At 67.3% G+C, this 22,377-nt stretch carries 27 protein-coding genes; 12 read left to right on the forward strand and 15 right to left on the reverse strand.

Annotation, left to right across the window (positions count from 1 at the left end):
* The first annotated feature begins 53 nt into the window (after positions 1–53).
* On the forward strand, positions 54–1,691 hold the full coding sequence (locus tag GQR91_RS05090; RefSeq protein WP_149681394.1) for an ATP-binding protein: 1,638 nt from the start codon (positions 54–56) through the stop codon (positions 1,689–1,691).
* 71 nt (positions 1,692–1,762) lie between these two features.
* Here the strand turns inward: GQR91_RS05090 and GQR91_RS05095 are convergent, their stop codons facing one another.
* Both GQR91_RS05095 and GQR91_RS05100 read right to left on the reverse strand, forming a co-directional pair.
* On the reverse strand, positions 1,763–2,161 hold the full coding sequence (locus GQR91_RS05095) for a hypothetical protein (RefSeq protein WP_149681395.1): 399 nt from the start codon (positions 2,159–2,161) through the stop codon (positions 1,763–1,765).
* Positions 2,162–2,251: 90 nt separating this feature from the next.
* Complete coding sequence (locus tag GQR91_RS05100; protein ID WP_149681506.1) at positions 2,252–3,727, reverse strand: peptidoglycan DD-metalloendopeptidase family protein; 1,476 nt, start codon at positions 3,725–3,727, stop codon at positions 2,252–2,254.
* A 204-nt stretch (positions 3,728–3,931) separates the two neighbouring features.
* On the opposite strand from GQR91_RS05100, the gene GQR91_RS05105 reads away from it, so the two are divergent.
* The 6 genes from GQR91_RS05105 to GQR91_RS05130 all read left to right on the forward strand — a co-directional run bounded on the left by GQR91_RS05105 (position 3,932) and on the right by GQR91_RS05130 (position 9,544).
* Entirely contained in the window at positions 3,932–6,427 is a 2,496-nt protein-coding gene (locus GQR91_RS05105; RefSeq protein WP_149681396.1) for a helicase-related protein, read from the forward strand.
* A complete protein-coding gene (locus tag GQR91_RS05110) occupies positions 6,420–6,758 on the forward strand; it encodes an RNA-binding S4 domain-containing protein (protein WP_249042517.1) in 339 nt (112 codons plus the stop codon). Before GQR91_RS05105 ends, GQR91_RS05110 begins: the two co-directional genes overlap by 8 nt.
* A 52-nt stretch (positions 6,759–6,810) precedes the next feature.
* The gene (gene fdxA, locus GQR91_RS05115; protein ID WP_112383910.1) at positions 6,811–7,152 is read left to right on the forward strand and encodes a ferredoxin FdxA; all 342 of its coding nucleotides are present in this window, start codon (positions 6,811–6,813) and stop codon (positions 7,150–7,152) included.
* 283 nt (positions 7,153–7,435) lie between these two features.
* Positions 7,436–7,969, forward strand: a complete 534-nt coding sequence (locus tag GQR91_RS05120; RefSeq protein ID WP_112383911.1) for a CarD family transcriptional regulator — start codon at positions 7,436–7,438, stop codon at positions 7,967–7,969.
* Positions 7,970–8,085: 116 nt separating this feature from the next.
* Positions 8,086–8,796, forward strand: a complete 711-nt coding sequence (locus tag GQR91_RS05125) for a head GIN domain-containing protein (protein ID WP_149681397.1) — start codon at positions 8,086–8,088, stop codon at positions 8,794–8,796.
* A 40-nt stretch (positions 8,797–8,836) separates the two neighbouring features.
* A complete protein-coding gene (locus GQR91_RS05130; protein WP_160146737.1) occupies positions 8,837–9,544 on the forward strand; it encodes a GIN domain-containing protein in 708 nt (235 codons plus the stop codon).
* A 14-nt stretch (positions 9,545–9,558) separates the two neighbouring features.
* Here the strand turns inward: GQR91_RS05130 and GQR91_RS05135 are convergent, their stop codons facing one another.
* The 11 genes from GQR91_RS05135 to GQR91_RS05185 form a co-directional block, all read right to left on the reverse strand.
* A complete protein-coding gene (locus tag GQR91_RS05135) occupies positions 9,559–10,047 on the reverse strand; it encodes an MmcB family DNA repair protein (protein ID WP_149681399.1) in 489 nt (162 codons plus the stop codon).
* 74 nt (positions 10,048–10,121) lie between these two features.
* A complete protein-coding gene (locus GQR91_RS05140) occupies positions 10,122–10,739 on the reverse strand; it encodes a cell wall hydrolase (protein ID WP_235903871.1) in 618 nt (205 codons plus the stop codon).
* Between the two features lie 189 nt (positions 10,740–10,928).
* On the reverse strand, positions 10,929–11,255 hold the full coding sequence (locus GQR91_RS05145) for a DUF1491 family protein (RefSeq protein ID WP_149681401.1): 327 nt from the start codon (positions 11,253–11,255) through the stop codon (positions 10,929–10,931).
* Positions 11,252–11,707 carry a PaaI family thioesterase gene (locus GQR91_RS05150; RefSeq protein WP_149681402.1) on the reverse strand — a complete coding sequence of 152 codons (456 nt, stop codon included), beginning with the start codon at positions 11,705–11,707 and terminating at the stop codon, positions 11,252–11,254. The genes GQR91_RS05145 and GQR91_RS05150 overlap by 4 nt, the downstream gene beginning before the upstream one ends.
* Positions 11,694–12,161: a PTS sugar transporter subunit IIA gene (locus GQR91_RS05155; RefSeq protein ID WP_149681403.1), complete on the reverse strand. Its 468-nt coding sequence runs from the start codon at positions 12,159–12,161 to the stop codon at positions 11,694–11,696. The genes GQR91_RS05150 and GQR91_RS05155 overlap by 14 nt, the downstream gene beginning before the upstream one ends.
* A 67-nt stretch (positions 12,162–12,228) precedes the next feature.
* Positions 12,229–12,810, reverse strand: coding sequence for a ribosome hibernation-promoting factor, HPF/YfiA family (gene hpf / locus GQR91_RS05160; protein WP_112383917.1), 582 nt, complete (start codon positions 12,808–12,810; stop codon positions 12,229–12,231).
* 57 nt (positions 12,811–12,867) lie between these two features.
* Positions 12,868–13,563, reverse strand: a complete 696-nt coding sequence (gene dnaQ / locus GQR91_RS05165) for a DNA polymerase III subunit epsilon (RefSeq protein WP_149681404.1) — start codon at positions 13,561–13,563, stop codon at positions 12,868–12,870.
* 7 nt (positions 13,564–13,570) lie between these two features.
* On the reverse strand, positions 13,571–14,164 hold the full coding sequence (gene coaE, locus GQR91_RS05170; protein WP_149681405.1) for a dephospho-CoA kinase: 594 nt from the start codon (positions 14,162–14,164) through the stop codon (positions 13,571–13,573).
* The gene (gene aroE, locus GQR91_RS05175; RefSeq protein ID WP_149681406.1) at positions 14,161–14,973 is read right to left on the reverse strand and encodes a shikimate dehydrogenase; all 813 of its coding nucleotides are present in this window, start codon (positions 14,971–14,973) and stop codon (positions 14,161–14,163) included. The genes coaE and aroE overlap by 4 nt, the downstream gene beginning before the upstream one ends.
* Before the next feature lie 361 nt (positions 14,974–15,334).
* Positions 15,335–15,922, reverse strand: a complete 588-nt coding sequence (locus GQR91_RS05180) for a Maf family protein (RefSeq protein ID WP_112383921.1) — start codon at positions 15,920–15,922, stop codon at positions 15,335–15,337.
* Complete coding sequence (locus GQR91_RS05185; RefSeq protein WP_149681407.1) at positions 15,919–16,749, reverse strand: pyruvate, water dikinase regulatory protein; 831 nt, start codon at positions 16,747–16,749, stop codon at positions 15,919–15,921. The genes GQR91_RS05180 and GQR91_RS05185 overlap by 4 nt, the downstream gene beginning before the upstream one ends.
* Positions 16,750–17,066: 317 nt before the next feature.
* On the opposite strand from GQR91_RS05185, the gene hemE reads away from it, so the two are divergent.
* The 3 genes from hemE to rho all read left to right on the forward strand — a co-directional run bounded on the left by hemE (position 17,067) and on the right by rho (position 19,969).
* A complete protein-coding gene (gene hemE, locus GQR91_RS05190; RefSeq protein WP_268878313.1) occupies positions 17,067–18,113 on the forward strand; it encodes a uroporphyrinogen decarboxylase in 1,047 nt (348 codons plus the stop codon).
* The gene (locus GQR91_RS05195) at positions 18,110–18,571 is read left to right on the forward strand and encodes a HemJ family protein (protein ID WP_149681409.1); all 462 of its coding nucleotides are present in this window, start codon (positions 18,110–18,112) and stop codon (positions 18,569–18,571) included. Before hemE ends, GQR91_RS05195 begins: the two co-directional genes overlap by 4 nt.
* Before the next feature lie 141 nt (positions 18,572–18,712).
* On the forward strand, positions 18,713–19,969 hold the full coding sequence (gene rho, locus GQR91_RS05200; protein ID WP_112383925.1) for a transcription termination factor Rho: 1,257 nt from the start codon (positions 18,713–18,715) through the stop codon (positions 19,967–19,969).
* 198 nt (positions 19,970–20,167) lie between these two features.
* Here rho and GQR91_RS05205 read toward each other — a convergent pair whose 3' ends face one another.
* Positions 20,168–20,656 carry an outer membrane protein assembly factor BamE gene (locus GQR91_RS05205; protein WP_375781600.1) on the reverse strand — a complete coding sequence of 163 codons (489 nt, stop codon included), beginning with the start codon at positions 20,654–20,656 and terminating at the stop codon, positions 20,168–20,170.
* Positions 20,657–20,803: 147 nt separating this feature from the next.
* Here GQR91_RS05205 and GQR91_RS05210 point away from each other — a divergent pair, with 147 nt between their 5' ends.
* Together GQR91_RS05210 and GQR91_RS05215 are read left to right on the forward strand one after the other, a co-directional pair.
* Positions 20,804–21,325 (forward strand): ubiquinol-cytochrome C chaperone family protein, encoded by a 522-nt coding sequence (locus GQR91_RS05210; protein ID WP_149681507.1) that lies wholly within the window; start codon positions 20,804–20,806, stop codon positions 21,323–21,325.
* A complete protein-coding gene (locus GQR91_RS05215) occupies positions 21,322–21,840 on the forward strand; it encodes a YceD family protein (protein ID WP_149681411.1) in 519 nt (172 codons plus the stop codon). The genes GQR91_RS05210 and GQR91_RS05215 overlap by 4 nt, the downstream gene beginning before the upstream one ends.
* Positions 21,841–21,843: 3 nt before the next feature.
* On the opposite strand, the gene GQR91_RS05220 is transcribed toward GQR91_RS05215, so the two are convergent.
* Positions 21,844–22,377 carry a SixA phosphatase family protein gene (locus GQR91_RS05220; protein ID WP_112383928.1) on the reverse strand — a complete coding sequence of 178 codons (534 nt, stop codon included), beginning with the start codon at positions 22,375–22,377 and terminating at the stop codon, positions 21,844–21,846.

The following is a 22,377-nucleotide window of genomic DNA, read 5'->3' on the forward strand; positions in this document are numbered from 1 at the left end:
TTACCCGACCGACGCTAGAGGCGGCACCGAATATATTCATCGGGTGACCCGTCATGGTCGAAATGCCGCACTTCCAGACCTTTACCACCAATACCGGTCCGGCCCCGGTCGGCTATGTGCTGGCCATAGCGGGATCGAGCAGCCGCATCCTGTTCGACCGCGCCTTGCTGGAAGGACTGTCGACGGACGCCGATCCGATGACTGCGGCAGCGGGTCAGGTCGGCAGCCAGGTAAAGATGCGGGTGGGGACAAGCTGGCTGATCGCCAATGTCCGTGCGCTGACGCTGGACAGTGCGCAGGGCGGCGCATTGATCGCCGCCGACATCGACTTCCTGGGTGAAGGCGACGAGGATGCCGATGGCACGCTGACCCGCTTCCGCCGCGGCGTGACGCGCTATCCGATGCCCGGATGCGATGTTTTTCCGGTCACCACCGCCGACCTGCACCGGATCTACACCGCGCAGGATCGTGCTCATATCGGCATAGGATCGGTCTATCCGACCGACGACGTGCCCGCCGCGCTGTATGTCGATGCGATGCTGGGCAAGCATTTTGCACTGGTCGGGTCGACGGGTACCGGCAAGTCCACCGCCGCCGCGCTGATCCTGCACCGCATCTGCGCGCTGGCGCCGCAGGGCCATATCGTGATGATCGATCCCCATGGCGAATATGCCGCGGCGTTCCGGGATACCGGCGCGATCTACGATGTCGGCAACCTGCAGATGCCGTACTGGCTGATGAACTTCGAGGAGCATTGCGAGGTTTTCCTGACCTCCAGCGGGGCGCAACGACAGATCGATGCCGATATCCTGGCGAAATGCCTGCTGGCGGCGCGCGCCAAGAGCCGGCTGGGGCAGGAGATAGCGAAGCTGACGGTGGATGCCCCCATCCCCTATCTGCTGTCCGACCTGACCGGCATCATCAATCAGGAAATGGGAAAGATGGACCGGGCCGGCGACACCGCGCCCTATCTGCGGCTGAAGGGCAAGATCGACGAGATCAAGGCCGATCCCCGCTATGGCTTCATGTTCTCCGGCATGCTGGTCGCGGACACGATGGCGGCATTCCTGCAACGCGTGTTCCGCATGCCCGGCGACGGCAAGCCGATCTCGATCATCGACGTGTCGGGCGTGCCGTCGGAAATCACCGCGGTGGTGGTGGCCGTACTGAGCCGGATGACCTTCGACTATGCGATCTGGGCCCGCGCCGAGCCGCAGCGCCCGATCCTGCTGGTCTGCGAGGAAGCGCATCGCTACATCCCGGCGGAAGCGGAGCAGCAATCCTCGGTCGGCCGCATCCTGTCGCGGATCGCCAAGGAAGGTCGCAAATATGGCGTCGCGCTGGGACTGGTGACACAGCGCCCGTCCGATCTGGCGGAGGGCGTGCTGTCGCAATGCGGTACGATCATCGCGATGCGGCTGAACAACGACCGCGACCAGGCTTTCGTACGCGCGGCGATGCCGGAGGGTGCGCGTGGGTTTCTCGATGCGATCCCGGCCTTGCGCAACCGCGAGGCGATCGTCTGCGGCGAGGGCGTGGCGGTGCCGATCCGGGTACGCTTTGCCGATCTGGAGGAAGCCAGGCGCCCGGCCTCGGGCGATCCGCTGTTTTCGGAACTTTGGCGGGATGTCGGCGGCGAGGATCAGATCCTGGCCCGGACGATCAAGCGCTGGCGCTCGCAGGGGAAGTGAGGCTGGATGGGCGACGCATGACCGGATTTATCGCGGCGTGCGTGCTATCCCTCGGCGCGGCAGATTGACGTTTACCGCCTGTGGCCCGGCGTGATGACCAGAACGCCCGTCGATCCTGATCCAGCTTCCGAGGCGGCCACATCAAGGCTGAAGTTTTCACCGGTTTTCAGCATTCCGGTGATGCGATTTCCTTGTGCTTGCGAAACACGCAGCCCGGCGTCTGCCGCCGCGATGGCATAGGCCTTCAGGAAATCATCGGCGCTCAGCGCGCTGCCGACCCGGTAAATCACCGGCGCATTGGGATTGTCCGGCGTGATCGACATGCCTAGCATCCGCGTTCCGGGCGGTGGCGGCATCCCGACGGCCGACATCAGGGCTGCGCTCTCGTCGATAACGGTCGGCGTTCGGTCAGCCGGAGCATTCGAAATCATCGACGCCGTCATTGCAGCCACGAAACAGAGGTTCAGCATCGTAGGTTTTCCTGTCCCGACATGCCCCGCCTTGTTCAAACATCGGCTGCTTTTCCCGACCGTGCAAGCCGTTACTTCACGGCCAGATTGTCACGCGCCCGGCTTTACCGCCCGTAGCGTCGCCACCTGTTGCCTGAAGGCGCGCAGGCGCTCACCCGACAGTTGCGCGACATTGGCAAAGGTGATCGATTTCGGATTCACTACCTGACCGTTCTTCCACACCTCCCAATGGACGTGCGGGCCGGTGGAGATGCCGGTCGAGCCGACATAGCCGATGACCTGTCCCTGACGGACGCGCGTGCCCGAGCGAACGGCAAAACGGCTCATATGACCATAGGCGCTGGCCACGCCGCCGGCATGGCGCAGCTTGACGAGGTTGCCATATCCACCCGAGCGGCCGGCGAACTGGACCACGCCGTCGAGCACGGCATAGATGGGCGCGCCATAGGGGGCGCCGATGTCGAGGCCCTTGTGCATGCGCATGAAGCCCAGGAGCGGGTGCATGCGCCGTCCGTAGGAGGAGGTGATGCGACCGGCGACCGGCATGCCCATGAAGCCGCGCCGCTCCGTCTGACCCTTGGCGTCGAACCAGTCGGCACGGCCGCGCTCGCCCTCGAACCGGACCAGCTGGATCGACTTGCCGCCGCGGTCGAGCCCCGCAAACAGCAGCTGGCCCAGCCGGACCTCGCCGGTGGCGGCACGTTCGCGTTCGACGATGAGGTCGAAGGTGTCGGCGGCACTGACGTCGCGGCCGATCGACAGGCGGGTGGCGAGCGCCTTGATGTAGCTTTCGACCGCCCTGGCGGGGGCGCCGGCGGCGCGGGCGGAGCGGTAGAGGCTCGCGCCGACAAGCCCCTGGATGCGCAGCGGGGTAGCGTCCACCGCGATCGGCTGGCGGGTCATGGAGAGGCCGTTCGCGGTGCGCTCCAGGGTGAGCGCGAGGTCGAAGCGGGCGCGGAGGGTCAGTTTGTCGAGGGGGCGGGCGACGGAGCGGTTGGGGCGGCGGCCGAGGGTGAGGGCGAGGCGGGTGCCGGAGGGAATGGCGTTCGCATCCACCGCGCCGGCCACCAGGTCGGCGGCGGCACGCGCATCGCTGCGCCCGACGCCGGCACGCTGGAGGACGCTGGCGAGGCGATCGCCCTGCCCCATCGTCGCGGCCAGCTCCACCACCGGCCGTTCGGGCGCCTGGGCGAGCGGGGCGACCAGGTCGCCCGCACCCATGCGGCGGCCGGTGTCCGCGCCCCAGGCGAGCGGCGTGATCGTCTGTGCGCGCTGCTCCTCCCAGGCGGTGCCGGCGAGCGGCGCAGGGGTGGCGCCGGTGATCGGGCGGATACCGGGGGCAAGCCACACGGTGGTGGCGCACAGCGCGGTGCACGTGGCGAGCCCGCGCCACCAGGTACGGCTGCCGATCTGGGTGCCGAGGTCGGGTGCCCAGTCGATACCGGCGGCGGCATCGCGCAGCCGGTCGATCGGGGTGGCGACCGCGGCCGGCCCGGTCAGCCGTCCGAATGGCCGTGCGGCCGTACCCCCGGCCAGTTCCAGTCCTTCAACCGTCCGTAAAAACACCGTCGGCCCCATGTCCACGCTCAAGCGGCGCCGAAATCCCCCCGGCGCCGTGTTTCGCCGTTGTGGCCGCCGCTTTCCTAAAGTCAAATGAAGGCACGGAAATCCAGGGCTTTGGTGCGGTCGGCCGTGGGTCGCGCGCGGCCGGGCGTCGCTTGTGCATTCCCGTCATTGCATGCGGGCACCCGAGTGCCGATGTTAGGGGCCATGACCAGCCGCGTATCGGGCGCCGTGACGGCCGTTCTTGGGCCGACCAACACCGGCAAGACGCATCTCGCGATCGAGCGGATGTGCGCGCATTCCAGTGGTATCATCGGCTTCCCGCTGCGCCTGCTGGCGCGGGAGGTGTATGACCGGGTGGTGGCGCTGAAGGGGCCGGACCAGGTGGCGCTCGTCACCGGCGAGGAAAAGATCGTGCCGCGCGACGCGCGCTGGTTCCTGTGCACCGCCGAGAGCATGCCGGACCGTGACGCCGCCTTTGTCGCGCTGGACGAGGCGCAACTGGGCGTGGACCCCGAGCGGGGCCATGTCTTCACCGACCGGTTGCTGCGCGCGCGTGGGCGCGAGGAGACGATGATCCTGGGATCGGAGGCGCTGCGCCCGATGATCAAGGCGCTGATGCCCGACGCCGAGATCGTCAACCGGCCGCGCTTTTCCACGCTGACCTATGCCGGCGCCAAGAAGATCAGTCGCCTGCCCAAGCGCTCCGCGATCGTCGCCTTCTCGGCGGAAGAAGTCTATGCGGTGGCCGAGATGCTGCGCCGCCTGTGCGGGGGCGCGGCGGTGGTGATGGGGGCGCTGTCGCCGCGCACGCGCAACGCGCAGGTGGCGATGTTCCAGGCGGGCGAGGTCGATTATCTGGTCGCCACCGACGCGATCGGCATGGGCCTGAACATGGACGTGGCGCATGTCGCCTTTGCCGGCCTGTCCAAGTTCGACGGGCGGCGGCAGCGGCGGCTGACCGTGGCGGAAATGGCGCAGATCGCGGGGCGCGCCGGCCGGCACCAGCGCGACGGCACCTTTGGCGCGCTGGCCGACGAGGGGCCGGACGCGTTCCTGCCCGAAGAGATCACCGCGATCGAGGAACATCGTTTTCCCCGGCTGGAGCATCTGTTCTGGCGCGAGGGGGAGCCCGACCTGTCGAGCATCGATGCGCTGATCGCCAGCCTGGAGCGCCGCCCGCCGCCGGGCGTGTTGCGCGCCGCGCCGCTGGCGATGGACCTGCAGGTGTTCAAGCGGCTGGCCGACGAACGCTGGGTGCGCGACCGGGTGCGGGGCAAGGCGATGGTGGCGCGGCTATGGGCGGCGTGCGGCATTCCCGATTTCCGCAAGGTGGGGCTCGACCCGCATGCGCGCTTCGTGTCGCGCGTGTTCGGCTATCTGAGCGAGGGTTCGGGGCATGTGCCCCACCAGTGGTTCGCGGACGAGATCGCGCGGCTGGATACGATGGCCGGTGATGTGGAAACGCTGGCCGGGCGCCTCTCGGCGATCCGGAGCTGGGCCTATATCGCGCAGCGGGCGGACTGGCTGGCCGACCCCGCGCATTGGGCCGACCGGACCAAGGCGATCGAGGAACGGCTGTCCGACGGGTTGCACGCCAGCCTGACGCAGCGTTTCGTCGACAAGCGCACCACCGCGCTGATCCGGCAGATCGGTGCGGATGCGGCATCGCTGCCGGTGACCGTCGGCCCCGAGGGCGAAGTGCTGGTGGAGGATCACCCGATCGGACGGCTGGAGGGGTTTCGCTTCACCGTCGAGCCGGGTGCCCGCGCAGCCGACAAGCGGCTGTTGCTGGCGGCGGCGGAAAAGCGGCTGGGCCATGAGCGCGCGCGCCGGGCGGAGGGATTGATGGCGGCCGAGCCGCGCGCCTTCACCCTGGACGACGAGGGCGGCGTGCTGTGGGAAGGGCATGGCGTGGCGCGGTTGAATGCGGGGCCGACGCCCGGGCGGCCGCAGGTGGTGCTGCACCGTGACCTGGAATGTCTGGACCGCAATGTGCGGGAGCGGATCGCGGGTCGGATGGAACGCTGGCTGGCCGAGGGGATCAGGCGGCATGTGCCGGGGCTTGCTGCACTTGCCGCCCTGGCGCGCGACCCGCAGGCGACACCGGCACTGCGCGCGACCGCGGCGGCGCTGGAGGATCTGGGCGGGATCGCCCCCCGGATGCCGCAACGCGCGACCGTCGACACGCTGACCCAGCCCGATCGCAAGCGGCTGCGCCAGGCGGGCATCACCATCGGCGCGCTGGACCTGTTCGACGCACGGTTGTTGAAGCCCGAAGCGGCCCGCTGGCGCCGGGTGCTGCTGGGCCTGCACGGACGTGCGCCGACGCTGGCCGCACCCGGCGCCACCGTTCTCGAACGCGGTGCGGCGGGTGCGGTGCTGGCCTCGGGGTTCCGGCCGCTCGGCGCGCAGGCGGTGCGGATCGATCTGGTCGAGCGGATCGCGCGCGCCGCGCACGATGCGCGCGCCGGGCGGACGCCGTTCACGCCCGATGCGGCGCTGGCGACCTCGATGGGACTGGACGGTGCGACGATCGCACGGCTGATGGCCGAGCTGGGTTTTCGCCGGCTGGCCGCGGAGGCGGATGGCACCGATCGCTGGCGCTGGCACGGGCGACCGCCCGCCGCCAAGCAGCCCCCTGCCCGCCCCGCCCCCGACAACGCCTTTGCCGCGCTGGCGGACTGGCGGCCGCATGGTTGAGATGAATCGGGCTGAGATAGGTCGGGCTGAGACGGGTCGGGCCGACACGATGCGGCTGGACCGGTTCCTGTGGTGGGCACGCCTGGCCAAGACGCGCAGCGCCGCGCAGGCGATCGCCAGCGATGGCCATTTGCGGCTGGACGGGCGCGCGATCGATCGCGCCCATGCCTGTGTGCGCGTCGGCAACGTGTTGACCTACATAGCGCATGGACGCGTGCGGGTGATCCGTGTAGAGGCGCTACCCGTCCGGCGTGGCCCGGCGCCCGAGGCGCAAGGCTGTTACACCGATCTGGAGACTGCTAACGTTTCGCAGCAGGCGCGTGTCGATTGACGCGAGCCGGAACGCGACATAGCAGCACCGCGTTACCCCCTCAGGAGTTTCCATGACCTACGTCGTCACCGATGCCTGCATCCGCTGCAAGTATATGGACTGCGTCGAGGTGTGCCCCGTGGATTGTTTCTACGAGGGCGAAAACATGCTCGTCATCAATCCGTCCGAATGCATCGATTGCGGTGTATGCGAACCGGAATGCCCGGCCGAGGCGATCCTGCCCGACACCGAGAGCAATCTGGAGCAATGGCTGGAGCTGAACACCACCTTCTCCGCGCAGTGGCCCAACGTCACCCGCAAGCTGGACCAGACGCCGCCCGATGCGGATGCGATGAAGGGCGTGGAGAACAAGTACGAGCAGTTCTTCTCCGCCGAACCCGGCAAGGGCGACTGATCCAAGGCAAGATCCGGGTTTGACTGTTTCTATTGCGAAGCAGTTGCAGGGGTAACGGGGATGGTGTAGGGGAACCCCTGCGCCACTACCGCGTTCGGGTCAGTCAAACTGACAGTTTGGCTAGTAATTTTGTTGCCGGCATGTTAAAAGGGGCCATGTCGGGCGAACTTCCATGACCTCGCCCGCCTTCTAGTGTTCGACCCCTCCTTCCCGACGGCTTTGTGAACGGTGTTATCCGTGAAACGGCGGTCGTGCGAAGGCCTTGATCCGGAAAGGCCCATCAATGGCTGCCAAGGCGCTCTCCTTCGATGTCGGTGATTATGTCGTGTACCCAAAGCATGGCGTGGGGCGCGTCATCGAGTTGCAAAAGCAGGAAATTGCGGGGCTCCAGCTCGAACTGTACGTGCTGCGTTTCGAAAAGGAGCGCATGACGCTCCGCGTGCCCACCAACAAGGCCGAATCGGTGGGTATGCGCAAGCTGTCGTCCGACAAGACGATGCGCGAGGCGATGGAAACGCTGAAGGGCAAGCCCAAGGTGAAGCGCACCATGTGGTCGCGCCGCGCGCAGGAATATGAGGCGAAGATCAATTCGGGCGACTTGGTGTCGATCGCCGAAGTGGTCCGCGACCTGTTCCGTGCCGACGACCAGCCCGAGCAGAGCTATTCCGAGCGCCAGATCTTCGAAGCGGCGACCAGCCGGCTGGCGCGCGAACTGGCCGCGATGGAAGAGGTGGACGAGCCGCGGGCCCAGGAGAAGATTCTGGAAATCCTGCGTGCCGCTGCCGCGATCTACAACAAGGAAAAGCCCGCCGCCTGACGTCTTTCGTTCAGGCCAAGGCTTCGATGGGGCGGCTCCGGTGCGGGGCCGCCCTTTTTCGTTTGGCGAGGAAACGGGCGGTGTGTATTGTATATACAATACACAGGAGGATCGCCATGCGCCGCTTCGTTCCCGCTACCCTCATCCTGCTCGCCATCCCGGCCATGGCCTGCTCGTCCGAGCGGGCGGCAGAGGGCGGCACCAGCCGCAGCTATCCGGTGACCGGCTTTACCGGCATCGATGTCCGCGGTGCCGATTCGGTGGCGGTACAGGTCGGCCGCGGCTTTTCGATCCGTGCGGAGGGTCCCGCCAGCGAACTGGACATGCTGCGCATCGAACGCAGCGGCGATACGCTGCGCGTCGGACGCGAGAAGCGTGGCGGCAACTGGTCCTCGCGCGGCCGCGTGAAGGTGTTCGTGACGATGCCGCGGATCAGCGACGCCGGCGTATCGGGATCGGGTTCGATGACGATCGACCGGGTCGAGGGTCCGAACTTCGACGCCAGTCTTGCCGGATCGGGGTCGCTGACCGTCGCGGCACTGCGGGTGGAGCGGACCGACCTGAACATCGCAGGGTCGGGCAGCGTGCAGGCTGCGGGAACGGCGGGGGCACTGCGCGCCAGCATCGCAGGGTCGGGCAGCGTTGCCGCACCGGCGCTGCGGGCAAGATCGGCGGAGGTGTCGATCGCCGGATCGGGCAGCATCACCACACGGGTCGAGGGACCCGCCACCGTGTCGATCATGGGATCGGGCGATGCCGATCTGGGCCCGGACGCCCGGTGCACGACATCGCGCATGGGGTCCGGACGCGCACGCTGCGGAGGATGATCGCTTGCCCCCCGGCGCTGGTCGGGGGAGGATCGCGGGCATGACGATAGCCCGTACCCTGCTGCTCCCGTTGCTCCTCGGCCTGCCCGGCTGGGCGGGCGCGGCCGATCGCCAGATTCCGCTCGGCAGTTTCGATCGTATCCGGGTCGAGGGGGCGTACAAGGTGCAGGTCGTGACCGGGCGTTCGCCGCGCGCGGTGGTGTCGGGGGCGGCGGATGCACTGGAGGGCGTGGAAGTGCGGGTCGACGGGCGCACGCTGCTGGTGCGCAAGGCGCGCGATACGCTGGGTGCCGGCTGGGGTCCGCGGCGGGCGACGCCAGTGACGGTCACGGTGTCGGCGCTGGCGGTGAGCGCGGTGAGTGCCATGGCGGGCAGCGTGGTGACGGTGACCGCCACCCGGGGCGACCGGGTGGACCTGTCGGTGGCGGGTGCGGGATCGATCGCGGTAGAACGGGCCGAGACCCCGCAACTGACTGCGACGCTGATCGGGCCCGGTGCGATCACCATCGGCGGACGGGCCGAACGGGCTAGGCTGACCACCAGCGGGACGGGCACGATTGATGCCGGGGCGCTGGACGCCGGCGACCTGACGATACGGCTGGACGGGGCGGGCGAGACGCGGGCGCGGGCACGCTACACGGCGATGATCGCCAATATGGGGCTGGGCACGGTGACGGTTGGCGGGCGGCCGAAATGCCGGGTGGGGGCGCCTGGCGGGGGCGCGGTGGTCTGCGGGGAGACCCGCTAGGCGCCCCTGCCCCCTCAGCCTGCCGCGTCGGGATCGATCAGCGCGGTCAGGCGGCGGGCGGCGCGGCGGGCATAGGCGAGCGTGCAGCGCTTGCGGACATGGGCGGCGAGCGGATGGGTATGCGCCTCGCGGACGATCGCGGCGTCGTAGCGGTCGGCAACGATGATGCCGGTGCGCTCCGGCAGGAAGGCAGGACCATCGAGCGGCGACAGGTCGAACCCGGCCGGCATTGCCCAGAAGAAGCGGTCGCAATGATCGAGATAATCCGGCCACTTGCCGTCACCGAGCAGATCGGCGCGCGACACCTTGATCTCGACGATGACGATCCGCCCCTTGGCATCGATCGCCATCAGGTCGGCACGGCGCCCGCCCTCCAGCGGCACTTCGCCGATGGTGGTGAGATCGTGGCGGAGCAGCATCCGGGTCACGCCGCGCGCGACGTCGGCGGCGCAGAACGGCGAAGCGGGATCCTCGATGCAACTGGCGGGCGGCACGTCCAACATGCCACCCGCCATAGAACATTCACGGAACATGGCAAATACCCGGCGTGCATGCCGCCGGGATCGTCACCAGCCGATCAGCGATAGAAGATGTGGTTGCCGATCGAGGCGATGCGCGTCAGGCGCGCGGCCGGGCGGCGATCGGGGGTGTTGAAATACAGCGCCTTGCCGACTTCGCTGTCCCAGGCCTCTGCCAGCGCGACCTTGGCGACGGCGACGGCGGTGCGATAGGCGGTGCGGCTTTCGTTGATGTCGGGGATTTCGCCGCCGCGCACGAAGCCGAACTGGCCCCGCTGCTTGATGACGTCGCACAGTTCGGAGGGGAACTGGCCCGAGCGGGCGCGATTAAGGACCACCTGCGCCACGGCAAGCTGGCCGGACAGGGGTTCGCCCTTGGATTCGAAGTAGATGGCGCCGGCGAGGCAGCGAAGCGCCTCATCATCGTCGCTCGCGGTCTGGGCGGCGACGGCTTCGGCCAGCGTATCGTAATCGTCCGCCTCGGCATCCGAGAGATCGGGGGTCGCGGCCTGCACCGCCGTGGCGGTCTGCGGAACCGGAATCAAATTCGAGACGTTGATGGAAAAGGAAGCGGGAGTGAGCATCCCGATACCGGTCGCCGCGATCCCATTGGCATGGGTGGGTCGGGCCTGACCGGGTGTGCTGGTGCCGAGCAGACCGGCGACAGCGAGAGTCATAGTCGCGAACGCCGCGACCCGCTTGAAAACAGTCATTCACCAAAACGGACATGCGGTTGGATCACGGACCCGAGCGGCCAAGGCGCTCGTCCGGGCTTCCCCCCGACTGCGTAACCGATCCGGATCGCACCCGAATGCAGCACAACGCGTGTTTGCGATGACGCCTCGTGGCCGGAACGGTCCGTTCCGTCAACCTTGCCCGAGCGTTTCAGCGATGAATCGTTCCGGCTCCGGGACGTTCAGTTCGACGATCCAAAGGTCCGGATCCTGCGCGCGGCGGCGCTGCGCGTAATTTCTGCTATCGTTTGCAGGCGTTACGTCGACCAACGTCGCGCGACCGTCGAAATCGAGCCGACGCTCCAGAAAACGCTCCTCCCCGCCGCGATCGAGCGCAATCACCAGCAATCCGCCGGCGTCGTGATCGCCGCGCGCCATCACCAGGCCCATGCCCCCGCCGTCATTGGTCCGGCGGAGCAGCGCATCGACCAGCAGGCGGGTGGGAAGTCGCGCGGTCATGCCGTGCGATAGCCCGGCAGCGCCGCCAGGGCGATCTGCGAGCGCATGAAGGTGCCGGTGCCGCGGGCCACCTCCTCACCGCTGGCATCGACCAGCCGGGCGTCGGCCACGAACACGCGGCGCTGGCCACTGATCCAGCGCCCTTCCGCCGTGACCGGCCCGGCCTTGAGCGGGCGGGTGAGCAGCAGGTTGAACTGCGTGGTCAGCAGGAAACGATCGGTGACCAGGCTGTTGGCGGCATAGAAGGCCGCATCGTCCAGCATCTTGAAATAGCTGGTGCCATGCGCCGCACCCGCCGCGTGATAATGCCGTTCGTCCACCAGGAAGCGGATGCGGGCGAGGCCGGGGCCGGGCACCTCCAGCGTCGATTCGAACAGCCGGTTGATCGGGGCATGGGCGTAAAGCGATTCCAGCGCGCGGAAATGCGCCGCTTCGCCCTCAGGCGGCGTCACGCGCCTCGTCCTGCGTCAGGAGCGCCCAGAGCGCATCGGGCGAGCCGGCACCGCGCAGCTTGGCGAGGAACGCGCGGTCGCGCATGCGCCGCGACACGCGGGCCAAAGCCTTCAGATGGTCCGATCCCGCCCCCACCGGCGAAAACAGCGCAAAGATGAGGTCGACGGGGACATCGTCCACCGCCTGGAACTCGATCGGTTGCGCCAGGCGTGCGAACACCGCGACGATCTGCGGCAATCCTTCCAGCTTGCCATGCGGAATGGCGACGCCGCCGCCAAACCCGGTCGATCCCAGCTTCTCGCGCTCCGCCAGCTTCTCGGCGACGACGCGCGGATCGAGCCCTGTCTGAAGGGCGGCGACGGATGCCAGTTGCTGGAAAAGACTTTTCTTGTTGGCGGCCGTGACGCCGGTCAGAACGGCATCATGGCGCAGCATATCGCTGAAATCGGTCATGGTCACTTCTCGGGTGCGCGCCCCCGCGCGAGACGCGCCATAGCGACCGGCGGGGGCTTGCGATAGATCAAGCCGCGCGGCTTGGCTCCACCCACCCGATCGTGCCGTCCCCACGGCGATAGACCATGTTGTAGGCGCCAGTGCCCGAATTCTTGAACAAAAGCGCCGCGGTATCGCGCAGATCGAGCATCATGACCGCATCCGAGACCGATGCGTCGGGAATGTCGACACGGGTTTCGGCGACGATCAGGGGTGCATCGCCCGCTTCCTGATCGTCATCGATCGTCTCGGCGAACAGCGTATAGCCGGCGTCGTAGCCGATCGATTCGGCGATCTCGATCGCTTCGCTGGCGTTGCGATCCTTCAGGCGGCGGGCATAGCGACGAAGCTGCTTTTCGATGCGGGTCGCCGCGCCGTCGAACGCGAGATGGGCATCCTGCGCGTCATGGCGCCCTTTCAGCACCAGCCCGCGGGTGACGTGCATCACGATGTCGCATTTGAAGCCGTTGTGCGGCCCCTTGCCGAAGGTCACTTCGGACGAGATGGTGCGGGCGAAATGCTTCTCGGCGATACCCTGAAGACGGTCGGTGACATGGGTCCCAAGGGCATCGCCCGTTTCGACCTGATGACCAGAAATCCGGATATCCATCGTCTTCTCCAATAAATAAGTCGGACGGTCCTTTTGGCCTGTCCCTTCAGTTCGGCGTCATCCGGACGCCCCGGCCCCCCAGATCGGATCAGTGATCTTCGCAAGAAACGCCGTGTGGGCGGCAAGTTCTCCCTCCGGCACGGTAAAAACGCGCGGCGGGCGCACCTTTGCCACGGTGCGCACCGCGACGGGCGCTGCGGCCGCCTCCACCGTCTCGACCCCAAGGCCCAGACCGATCTGGCGACCGCCCATCAACTCGACATAGACCTGGGCGAGCAGTTGGGCGTCGAGCAGCGCGCCGTGCAGCACGCGGTGCGAGCGATCGATGCCGAAGCGCGAGCAGAGCGCGTCCAGGGTATGCTTGGCACCGGGATGCCGCTGGCGCGCGATGGCAAGCGTATCGACCATGCGGGTGCGCATGCACACCGGCGGAAAGCCGCACGCCTGCAACTCGCCGTTGATGAAGCCGAAGTCGAAGGTCGCGTTGTGCGCGATCAGCGGCGCATCGCCGATAAAGTCGAGCAGATCGGCCACGCCGGCGGCGAACACCGGCTTGTCCCTCAGGAACGCGTCGGACAGGCCATGGATCGCCTGTGCCTCGGGCGGCATGGGGCGTTCGGGATTGAAATAGGCGTGAAAGGTGCGACCGGTTTCGACCCGGTTGACCATCTCGACACAGCCGATCTCGACCAGCCGGTCCCCTTCGGAAAATTTGAAGCCGGTAGTCTCGGTATCGAACACGATCTCGCGCATGAACAGACTATCGGCCTTCGCTGCTGCGTACGCAAGCGATCACCCGCTGCACCGCGGCGCGGGTTTCGGCGAGCGGCACATCGGTTGCGATGATATGATCGGCCCGCGCTCGCTTCTCGGCATCGGGCATCTGGCGGGCCAGGATCGCGTCCAGCTTGGCCGCGGTCATGCCGGGACGCGCCAGCACGCGGGCGCGTTGAACGTCCGGGGCTGCGGAGACGACGACGACGGCATCGACGGCACGGTCACCACCGGTTTCGAACAACAACGGCACGTCGAGCAGGACGATCGGCACATCGGCATGGGCGGCGATGAAGGCGGCGCGTTCCTCGGCGACGGCGGGGTGGACGATCGCCTCCAGCCGGCGGATCGCGTGGCGGTCGCCCAGCACCGCGGCGGACAAGGCCGGGCGGTCCACCCCCCCTGCCCCGGTGGTGCCGGGAAACGCCGCCTCGATCGCGGCAACGACGCGGCCGCCGGGGCCTTGCAGATGATGAACGGCGGCATCGGCGTCGAACACCGGCACGCCTTCCTCTGCAAACATCGCCGCCACCGTCGACTTGCCCATGCCGATCGAGCCGGTCAGGCCGAGCAGGATCATGCCGTCAGCCGGTCGCGCAGCTCGTCGTCCCGGTCGCGCGGCGGTGCGGCGCCGAAGAACAGCTCGAACGCGACCGCCGCCTGGCCGACCAGCATCTCCAGCCCGTCGACCGTGTCGAGATTTCGCGCGCGCGCCGCGGCGAGCAGATCGGTTTCGAGCGGCGCATAGACGATGTCGTACACCACCGCGTCGTCGGGCAATGCCGTGAGGTCGAGGGCCAGCGGCGGCTGGCCAGTCATGCCGAGGCTGGTTGCGTTGACCACCAGGGCCGAGGGCGGTGCTGCGGGTTGCAGTGGCAGCGCCTGTCCCTTCAAACCGAAGGAGGAGAGCAAAGCCGCTCCCTTCAACACGTTGCGGTTCATCAGCGTGACCGGGCCGACATCCATCCGGGCCAGCGCGAACAGGATCGCGCGGGCGGCGCCCCCTGCCCCGATCACCGTGACGGGCTTGCCCGCCAGATCGAGGTCGGCGATCGGTGCATAGAAGCCGGCAGCGTCGGTGTTGGTGCCGGTGAGCGCGCCATTCTCGGCCCGGACGATCGTGTTGACCGCGCCGATCGAGCCCCGGACATCGCCCGGGTCCTCGACCAGATCGAGTGCGGCCACCTTGTGCGGCACGGTGACGTTGCAACCACGCCATGCCGGATCGTTCCGCCGGCTCTCGATATAGGCGGGCAGCGCGTCAGGCGTGACATGCGTCGCGCGGTACTCGGCATCGATGCCGAGCGCATCCAGCCAGAAGCCGTGGATCAACGGCGATTTGGAATGGGCGATCGGGTCGCCGATCACTTCGGCATAGGGCTTGGTCATGGGCCTGTCTTACGATCCTTCGCTGCCGGGAAGAAGGGTTCGGTTCGCGCAGAGGACGACGCCCTGCCGCGCAGCGGCATCATAGTCTCAGAGAAGCACGCGCCTCATCCCATCTCTGTGTGAAAACCTTTCTTCGCGTCTTCGCGGCTTTGCGTGAATCAAAGCCGGGTTTGGACATCTCCGAGCGAAAGTTGGTTCACGCGAAGACGCGAAGACGCGAAGAGAAAAGAAGATTGATTCACGCGGAGACGCGGAGGCGCGGAGAGTTTGTGCGGGGATATGGCGGTCGTTTCTCGCAACCGAAGGGGATAGCTGCCGCTTCGCGGCGATGTCACTCTCTGCGCCGCTGCGCGCGGAAATCTCAGGCGGGGAGCACGCCGCGGGTGCGTAGATAGCCGACCACGGCGAGGAGCGGCAGGCCGAGGATGGTGAAGTGGCTGCCCTCGATCCGGGAGAAGAGCTGCACGCCCGGCCCCTCGATCCGGTAGCAGCCGACGCAGCCGCCGATCGCGGGCCATTCCCGATCCAGATACGCCTCGATGAAGGCGGGCGAGAGCGGGCGGACATGCATGCGTGCGCGCTCGACATGGCGCCAGACGGGGGCGCCGTGTTCGGCAATGACCGCGGCGCTCCACAATTCATGGACTTGGCCGGACATGCGGGCGAGATGCTCGGCCGCTTCCTCGCGACTGGTCGGCTTGTCGAGCAGGGTACCGTCGTGAAGCGCGACCACCGAGTCCGAGCCGAGGGTGAGGACGGGGCCGGCGCGCTGCGACACCTTGATCGCCTTCAACTCTGCGAGTGCGTCGGCCAAGTCGCGCGGGGAGAGGCCGGCAAGCGCCGCCTTGGCCGCATCCTCGTCGACGCGGGCGGGCAGTGCCTCGAACGCGATGCCGGCGGCCTCCAGCATGGCGCGGCGCGAGGCGCTTTGCGAGGCGAGGATGATCATGCCGGTATCTCCGGGGCGGGGCGGCGCTGGTTGACGAGCGAGATGATCGCCGCGGCGGTTTCCTCGATCGAGCGGCGGGTGACGTCGATCACCGGCCAACCATTGTCGGCGAACATACGCCTGGCGAACGCGATCTCGCGGTTGACCGCCTCCTGCTCGACATAATCGGTGTCGGGCGCCTGATTTAGCGACAACAGGCGGTTGCGCCGGATCGCGATCAGCCGGTCGGCGCTGGTAGTCAGGCCGACGACGAGCGGGTGGCGCAGCGAGAAGAGGGCTGCCGGCGGCGGGCTTTCGACCACCACGGGAATGTTCGCGGTTTTGTAGCCGCGATTGGCCAGATAGATGGAAGTCGGCGTCTTGGACGAGCGACTGACCCCGGCGAGGACGATGTCGGCCTCCTCCCATTCCTCCCACGCGATGCCGTCGTCATGCGCGATGGTGAACTGGATCGCGTCGACGCGGGCGAAATAGGCGGCGTCGAGGACGTGCTGGCGACCGGGGCGCATCTTGGCCTGTACGCCGAGCAGGCCGGACAGCGCCGCATTGACCGGATCGAGCGGCGCCACCGCAGGCAACCCCAGCGCATGGCAGCGGCTTTCGAGGATGCGGCGGGTCGACGGGTTGACCAGCGTGTAGATCACCAGCCCGGGATTCTGCGCGATCTCCTGCAGGATACGCTCCAGATGCGTCTCGGTGCGCACCATCGGCCAGAAATGGCGAACGGTTTCGACATCGTCATATTGGGCAAGCGCCGCCTTCGCGATGTTCTCCAGCGTCTCGCCGGTGGAATCGGACAGCAGGTGCAGATGGAGTCGCGTGCTCATGCCGCCGTGGGAGACTCTGTGGATAACATGGGCGCAAGCGCTAGCGCACTGGGGATTAACCGCCAAGCCGGCGCGTGGCTGGGGATAAGAGTCGATTCATCCACACCGGTTTCCACAGTGAAGGATTCTATCCACAGCCTGTGAGTCATGGGAATCCTGACTCCGAATCCCGCGGATTCATGCGGGCGCAGCGAGTCAAGCTGTTGGCATTTTGGGGAGGGACGCATAATCCCGGATTCTCACGCGCCAACTACCTCAACATCCCTTTTCAGAATCTTCTTTATAGAAAGAAGGAGGTCGTCCTGACCCTCGCCCCGATCGGCACCGAAGTTCACGGAAATGCTGTCAAGCCCTTGCTTTCCGTATTGAAAGGTAAAATCGCAGCCGTGCCGCCCCTGTGGTTGATGCGGCAGGCGGGCCGGTATCTGCCCGAATATCGCGCGCTGCGGGCCGACAAGGGCGGCTTCCTGGCCCTGGCGACCGACCCGGAGGCGGCGGCCGAAGTGACGATGCAGCCGATCCGGCGTTTCGGCTTCGACGGCGCGATCCTGTTTTCCGACATATTGATGGTGCCGTGGGCACTGGGCCAGGACCTGACCTTCGGACCCGGAGAGGGGCCGCGGCTGAGCCCGGCGCTGGTCGATGCCCGGCTGGAGGCGCTGGCGGGCGTGCCGGAGCGCCTCGACCCGGTCTATGCGACCGTCGCCCGCGTCGCGGCGCAATTGCCGCCACAGACCAGCTTTCTGGGCTTTGCCGGCTCTCCCTGGACGGTTGCGACTTATATGGTCGCCGGCCGCGGATCGAAGGACCAGGGCGAGACGCGCGCCTTTGCCTATGCCGACCCGCAGGCGTTCCAGGCGATCGTCGATGCGATCGTGGCGTTGACGGTGGAGTATCTGGCGCAGCAGATCGCGAACGGGGTGGAGGCGGTGCAACTGTTCGACAGCTGGGCGGGATCGCTGAGCCCGGCGCAGTTCGAACGCTGGGTGATCGCCCCCAATGCGGCGATCGTCTCGGCCTTGCGCGCGCGCTGCCCCGGCGTGCCGATCATCGGCTTTCCCAAGGGTGCCGGCGCCAAGCTGCCCGCCTATGCGCGCGAGACCGGCGTCGACGCGGTCGGGCTGGACGAGACGGTCGATCCCGCCTGGGCGAACGGTGCGCTGCCGGAGGGGATGCCAGTCCAGGGCAATCTCGATCCGCTGGCGCTGATCGCCGGCGGCCGGGAACTGGACGCGGCGGTCGACCGTATCATTGGCGCACTGTCGGGGCGGCCGCACATCTTCAACCTGGGCCACGGCATCCTGCCGCATACGCCGATCGCGCATGTCGAACACCTTATCCACCATATCCGGAGTTCCCGATGACCGGCCTGCTCGGTGCCGCCTATGACTGGGTGAAAGCGGCGCACCTGATCTTCGTGATCTTCTGGATGGCGGGGCTGTTCATGCTGCCGCGATACCTGGTCTATCATCAGGAGGCGCTGGCGGCGGGGCGCACCGAGGAAGCCGCGCTGTGGACCGAACGCGAGGGCAAGATCCGGTCGATCATCCTGACCCCGGCGATGCTGGTCGTCTGGCTGCTGGGCCTGTTGCTCGCGGCACATCTGGGGCTGTTTTCCGGTGTGCCCGGGCTGGGCTGGCTGCACCTGAAGCTGGTCTTCGTCCTGCTGCTCACCGGCTATCACGGCTGGACGGTCGCCTATGCCAGAAAGCTGGCCGCGGGGCGGCCGACGCTGCAGGGGCGGCAGTTGCGGATGCTGAACGAGGTGCCGGCCCTCGCCGTGACGCTGATCGTCGTGCTGGTGATCGTGAAGCCCTTCTGATGCGCGCTTGACTTGGGGACGCGCCAAACCTAACTCCGTCCCCAAGCCTTGCGACGTCCTGTCGCGATGGCTCTGCCTTATCCCGCCTCGTTTCGCTGCGATCCTCGCCGACCGACGCCCTCCGACCATCCGGACGACCCCATGCATCTCAAAGACCTGAAGAAGAAGACTCCTGCCGACCTCGTGCAACTGGCCGAGGAGCTTGGTGTCGAGAGCGCGTCGACGCTGCGCAAGCAGGACCTTCTGTTCGCCATCCTGAAGGAACAGGCGGAGAAGGGCGACCAGATCATGGGGTTGGGCACGATCGAGGTGCTGCCCGACGGTTTCGGCTTTCTGCGCAGCCCCGAGGCCAATTATCTGGCCGGGCCCGACGACATCTATGTCTCGCCCAACCAGGTCCGCAAACACGGCCTGCGCACCGGCGACACGGTGGAAGGCGAGATCCGCGCGCCCAAGGACGGCGAGCGCTATTTCGCGCTGGTGAAGCTGACCTCCGTCAACTTCGACGACCCGGAAGCGGTGCGCCACCGCGTCAACTTCGACAATCTGACGCCGCTCTATCCCGAGCAGAAGCTGATCCTCGACCCGGCCGATCCGACGCAGAAGGACAAGTCGGCGCGGGTCATCGATATCGTCAGTCCGCAGGGCAAGGGGCAGCGCACGCTGATCGTGGCGCCGCCGCGCGTCGGCAAGACGGTGATGCTCCAGAACATCGCGCGGGCGATCTCGGACAATCATCCGGAGGTCTTCCTGATCGTGCTGCTGATCGACGAGCGGCCCGAGGAAGTGACCGACATGCAGCGTTCGGTGAAGGGCGAGGTCGTGTCCTCCACCTTTGACGAGCCGGCACAGCGCCACGTGCAGGTCGCCGAGATGGTGATCGAAAAGGCAAAGCGCCTCGTCGAGCACAAGAAGGATGTGGTGATCCTGCTCGACTCGATCACACGTCTAGGCCGTGCCTACAACACCGTGGTGCCGTCGTCGGGCAAGGTGCTGACCGGCGGTGTCGACGCCAATGCGCTCCAGCGGCCCAAGCGCTTCTTCGGCGCGGCCCGCAACATCGAGGAGGGCGGTTCGCTTTCCATCATCGCCACCGCGCTGATCGATACGGGCAGCCGCATGGACGAGGTGATCTTCGAGGAGTTCAAGGGCACCGGCAACTCGGAAATCGTGCTGGACCGCAAGGTGGCGGACAAGCGCATCTTCCCGGCGCTGGACGTGGGCAAGTCGGGCACCCGCAAGGAGGAGCTGCTGGTCCAGAAGGACAAGCTGTCGAAGATGTGGGTCCTGCGCCGCATCCTGATGCAGATGGGCACCATCGATGCGATGGAGTTCCTGCTCGACAAGATGAAGAATTCCAAGACCAACGAGGATTTCTTCGACTCGATGAATCAGTAAGCGTCGAACGCTACGCCCAAATGGTCGATCGAATGGGTTCGTGGAGGTCCGCCCTCCGCGAACCCATTCGCGTTTTGGCGCGTTAGCCGCACGATCCCATCCCCTTTCGGGATCAGTGCCGTTTCCAAGCGCGGCACGGCCGCGCCCCCGCGTAGTTGGTGGCGCGGCCAAACCGTGTCGGCGATGGATGCGTGAGGTTTAGGGGCTACCGCGGCCGCCGCCGGTCCCCGGTGCGCCTGCGCCTGCGCCAGGTGCGCCGACCGAGCCGATATTGCCGAACAGATCGTGGAAGAAGCCGCGCTTGCGACCCAGGGTCGGCGTCGTCTTGCCATCCGGCGTGATGGACGCGACCTGCTCGATCCCGCCGCGGCGGATCGTGGTGACGTTGCCCGCCTGGTCGAAGCTGATCTGCAAGGTGATCTGCGCCTGCGCCTTGGGCTTGGTGAAGCCGAGGTTGCGGCTGTCGCGGGCGACATAATACCAGTCGCCCCCTTCGAACTGGCTGGTGATCGTCGGCTGGCCCAGGGTCTGGAGCACCGACTGGCGATTGTCGACGCCTGGCTGGACCGAATTGACCAGATCGGTATCGACCACATAACCCTGATGCGAGCGCAGCGGCGTGCAGGCCGCACTCGCCAGCGCGAGCCCGATACCCAGGGCGACCAGCCGGGGGGAAGAAACGCTCATCATCATCTCCGGGCCGGAAAACGCGGCCGTTGAGCCCTTGGAAACAGCCCGGCCGATTGCATCGGCCGTCGATCGATCCGATAGGCGAGGATGGGGGCGGGCACAAGCATCGTCCATGGTAGCGGCAAGGGGGCGAGGATGGGTCTGATGCACAAGCTGTTCGGGCAGGGGCCCGGAGGGCTGTTCGGGCCGAAGCCGCAACCGGCGCTGGCGCTGTATAATGCGGTGGTGGCGCGGGGGCGGGAGCCGCACTGGTATGTGGAGGGCGCGGTGCCCGACACGGTGGACGGCCGTTTCGACATGATCGCGGCGGTGCTGGCGATGGTGTTGCTGCGACTGGAGACCGAACCCGCCGGCGCGGCGCCCGCGGCGCAGGTGACCGAGCGGTTCGTCGACGACATGGATGGCCAGTTGCGCGAGATCGGCATCGGCGACATCGTGGTGGGCAAGCATATCGGGCGGATGATGGCGATGCTGGGCGGACGGCTGGGTGCCTATCGCGATGGCATTGCGGGCGGCGACCTGGGGCCTGCCCTGGTGCGCAACCTGTATCGCGGCGAGGCACCGGACCCGCTGGCGGTGGCGCATGTCAGCACCCATCTGATGGGCTTGCGCGAGACACTGGCCGGCATATCGGTCGCGCGCCTGATCGATGGAGACCTGCCTTGACCCCCGAATGGAGCCGCCCCGAACGCCTGGATGCGATCGGCGAGCGCGACAAACCCGTGCATATCGAAGCGGATGAGGGCGAGCGTATAGCGCTGGCCCGGCGGTTCGAATTGAAGGCGGTGGACAGGCTGGCGGCCGATCTGGTGGTGCGGCGCGATGCGGCGGGCGTGCTGGTGACGGGGCGCGTGCGCGGCGATGTGGTGCAGGCGTGCGGCGTAACAGACGAGCCGGTGCCCGCGGTGGTGGACGAAGAGGTGGCGTTGCGCTTCGTCGAGGCGCTGGACGGCGAGGAAGAGGTGGAGCTGTCCGCCGATGCGATGGACGTGGTGGTGATCGAGGGCGGCGCGATCGACCTTGGCGAAGCGGCGGCCGAGACGATGGCGCTGGCACTGGACCCGTTCCCGCGCAGCCCGAACGCGGCACGGGCCCTGCGCGAGGCGGGGGTGATCAGCGAGGACGAGGTCCAGCCGATGAACGCATTCGCCGGATTGAAGGACAAGCTGGCGGGGCGTTGATGGCTAGGGCGTGTCCGGGCCGAGGGTGGGATCGAGATCGCGGGGGCGGACAAAGCGGGTCAGCACCGCGCCGCCGGGGATGACCTGCGACCAATGGTCCACGTCGAAGGTCAGTTCGGCGACGCTGGCGGTGGGGTATTTCTCTGCCACCGCGTCGCGAAAGGCGCTGGCGCGGGCGAGCTTGAGAACCAGATCCTCCAGCCCCGGATTATGCCCGACGAGCAGCACGCGCGCCGCGGCATCAGGTAGCCGGACGATGCCGTCGAGCAGCGTCGCGGCGGAGGCGAGATACATGCGCTGGTCCCACACCGGCTCGCGCCGGCGACCATAGCCGTCCCACACCTCGTCCAGCGTTTCCATGACGCGCACCGCGGGCGAGGCATAGACCCGGTCGAATTCGAGCGCGGATTGGCGCAGGTGCCGGCCGATCATCCCCGCGGCACGGCGCCCCTTGGTATTCAGTGGCCGATCGAAATCGCGGGCCACGGCGTCGTCCCAGCCGGATTTGGCATGGCGGAGCAGCGTCAGCGTCTTCAT

Source organism: Sphingomonas carotinifaciens, assembly GCF_009789535.1.
Classification (GTDB): domain Bacteria; phylum Pseudomonadota; class Alphaproteobacteria; order Sphingomonadales; family Sphingomonadaceae; genus Sphingomonas; species Sphingomonas carotinifaciens.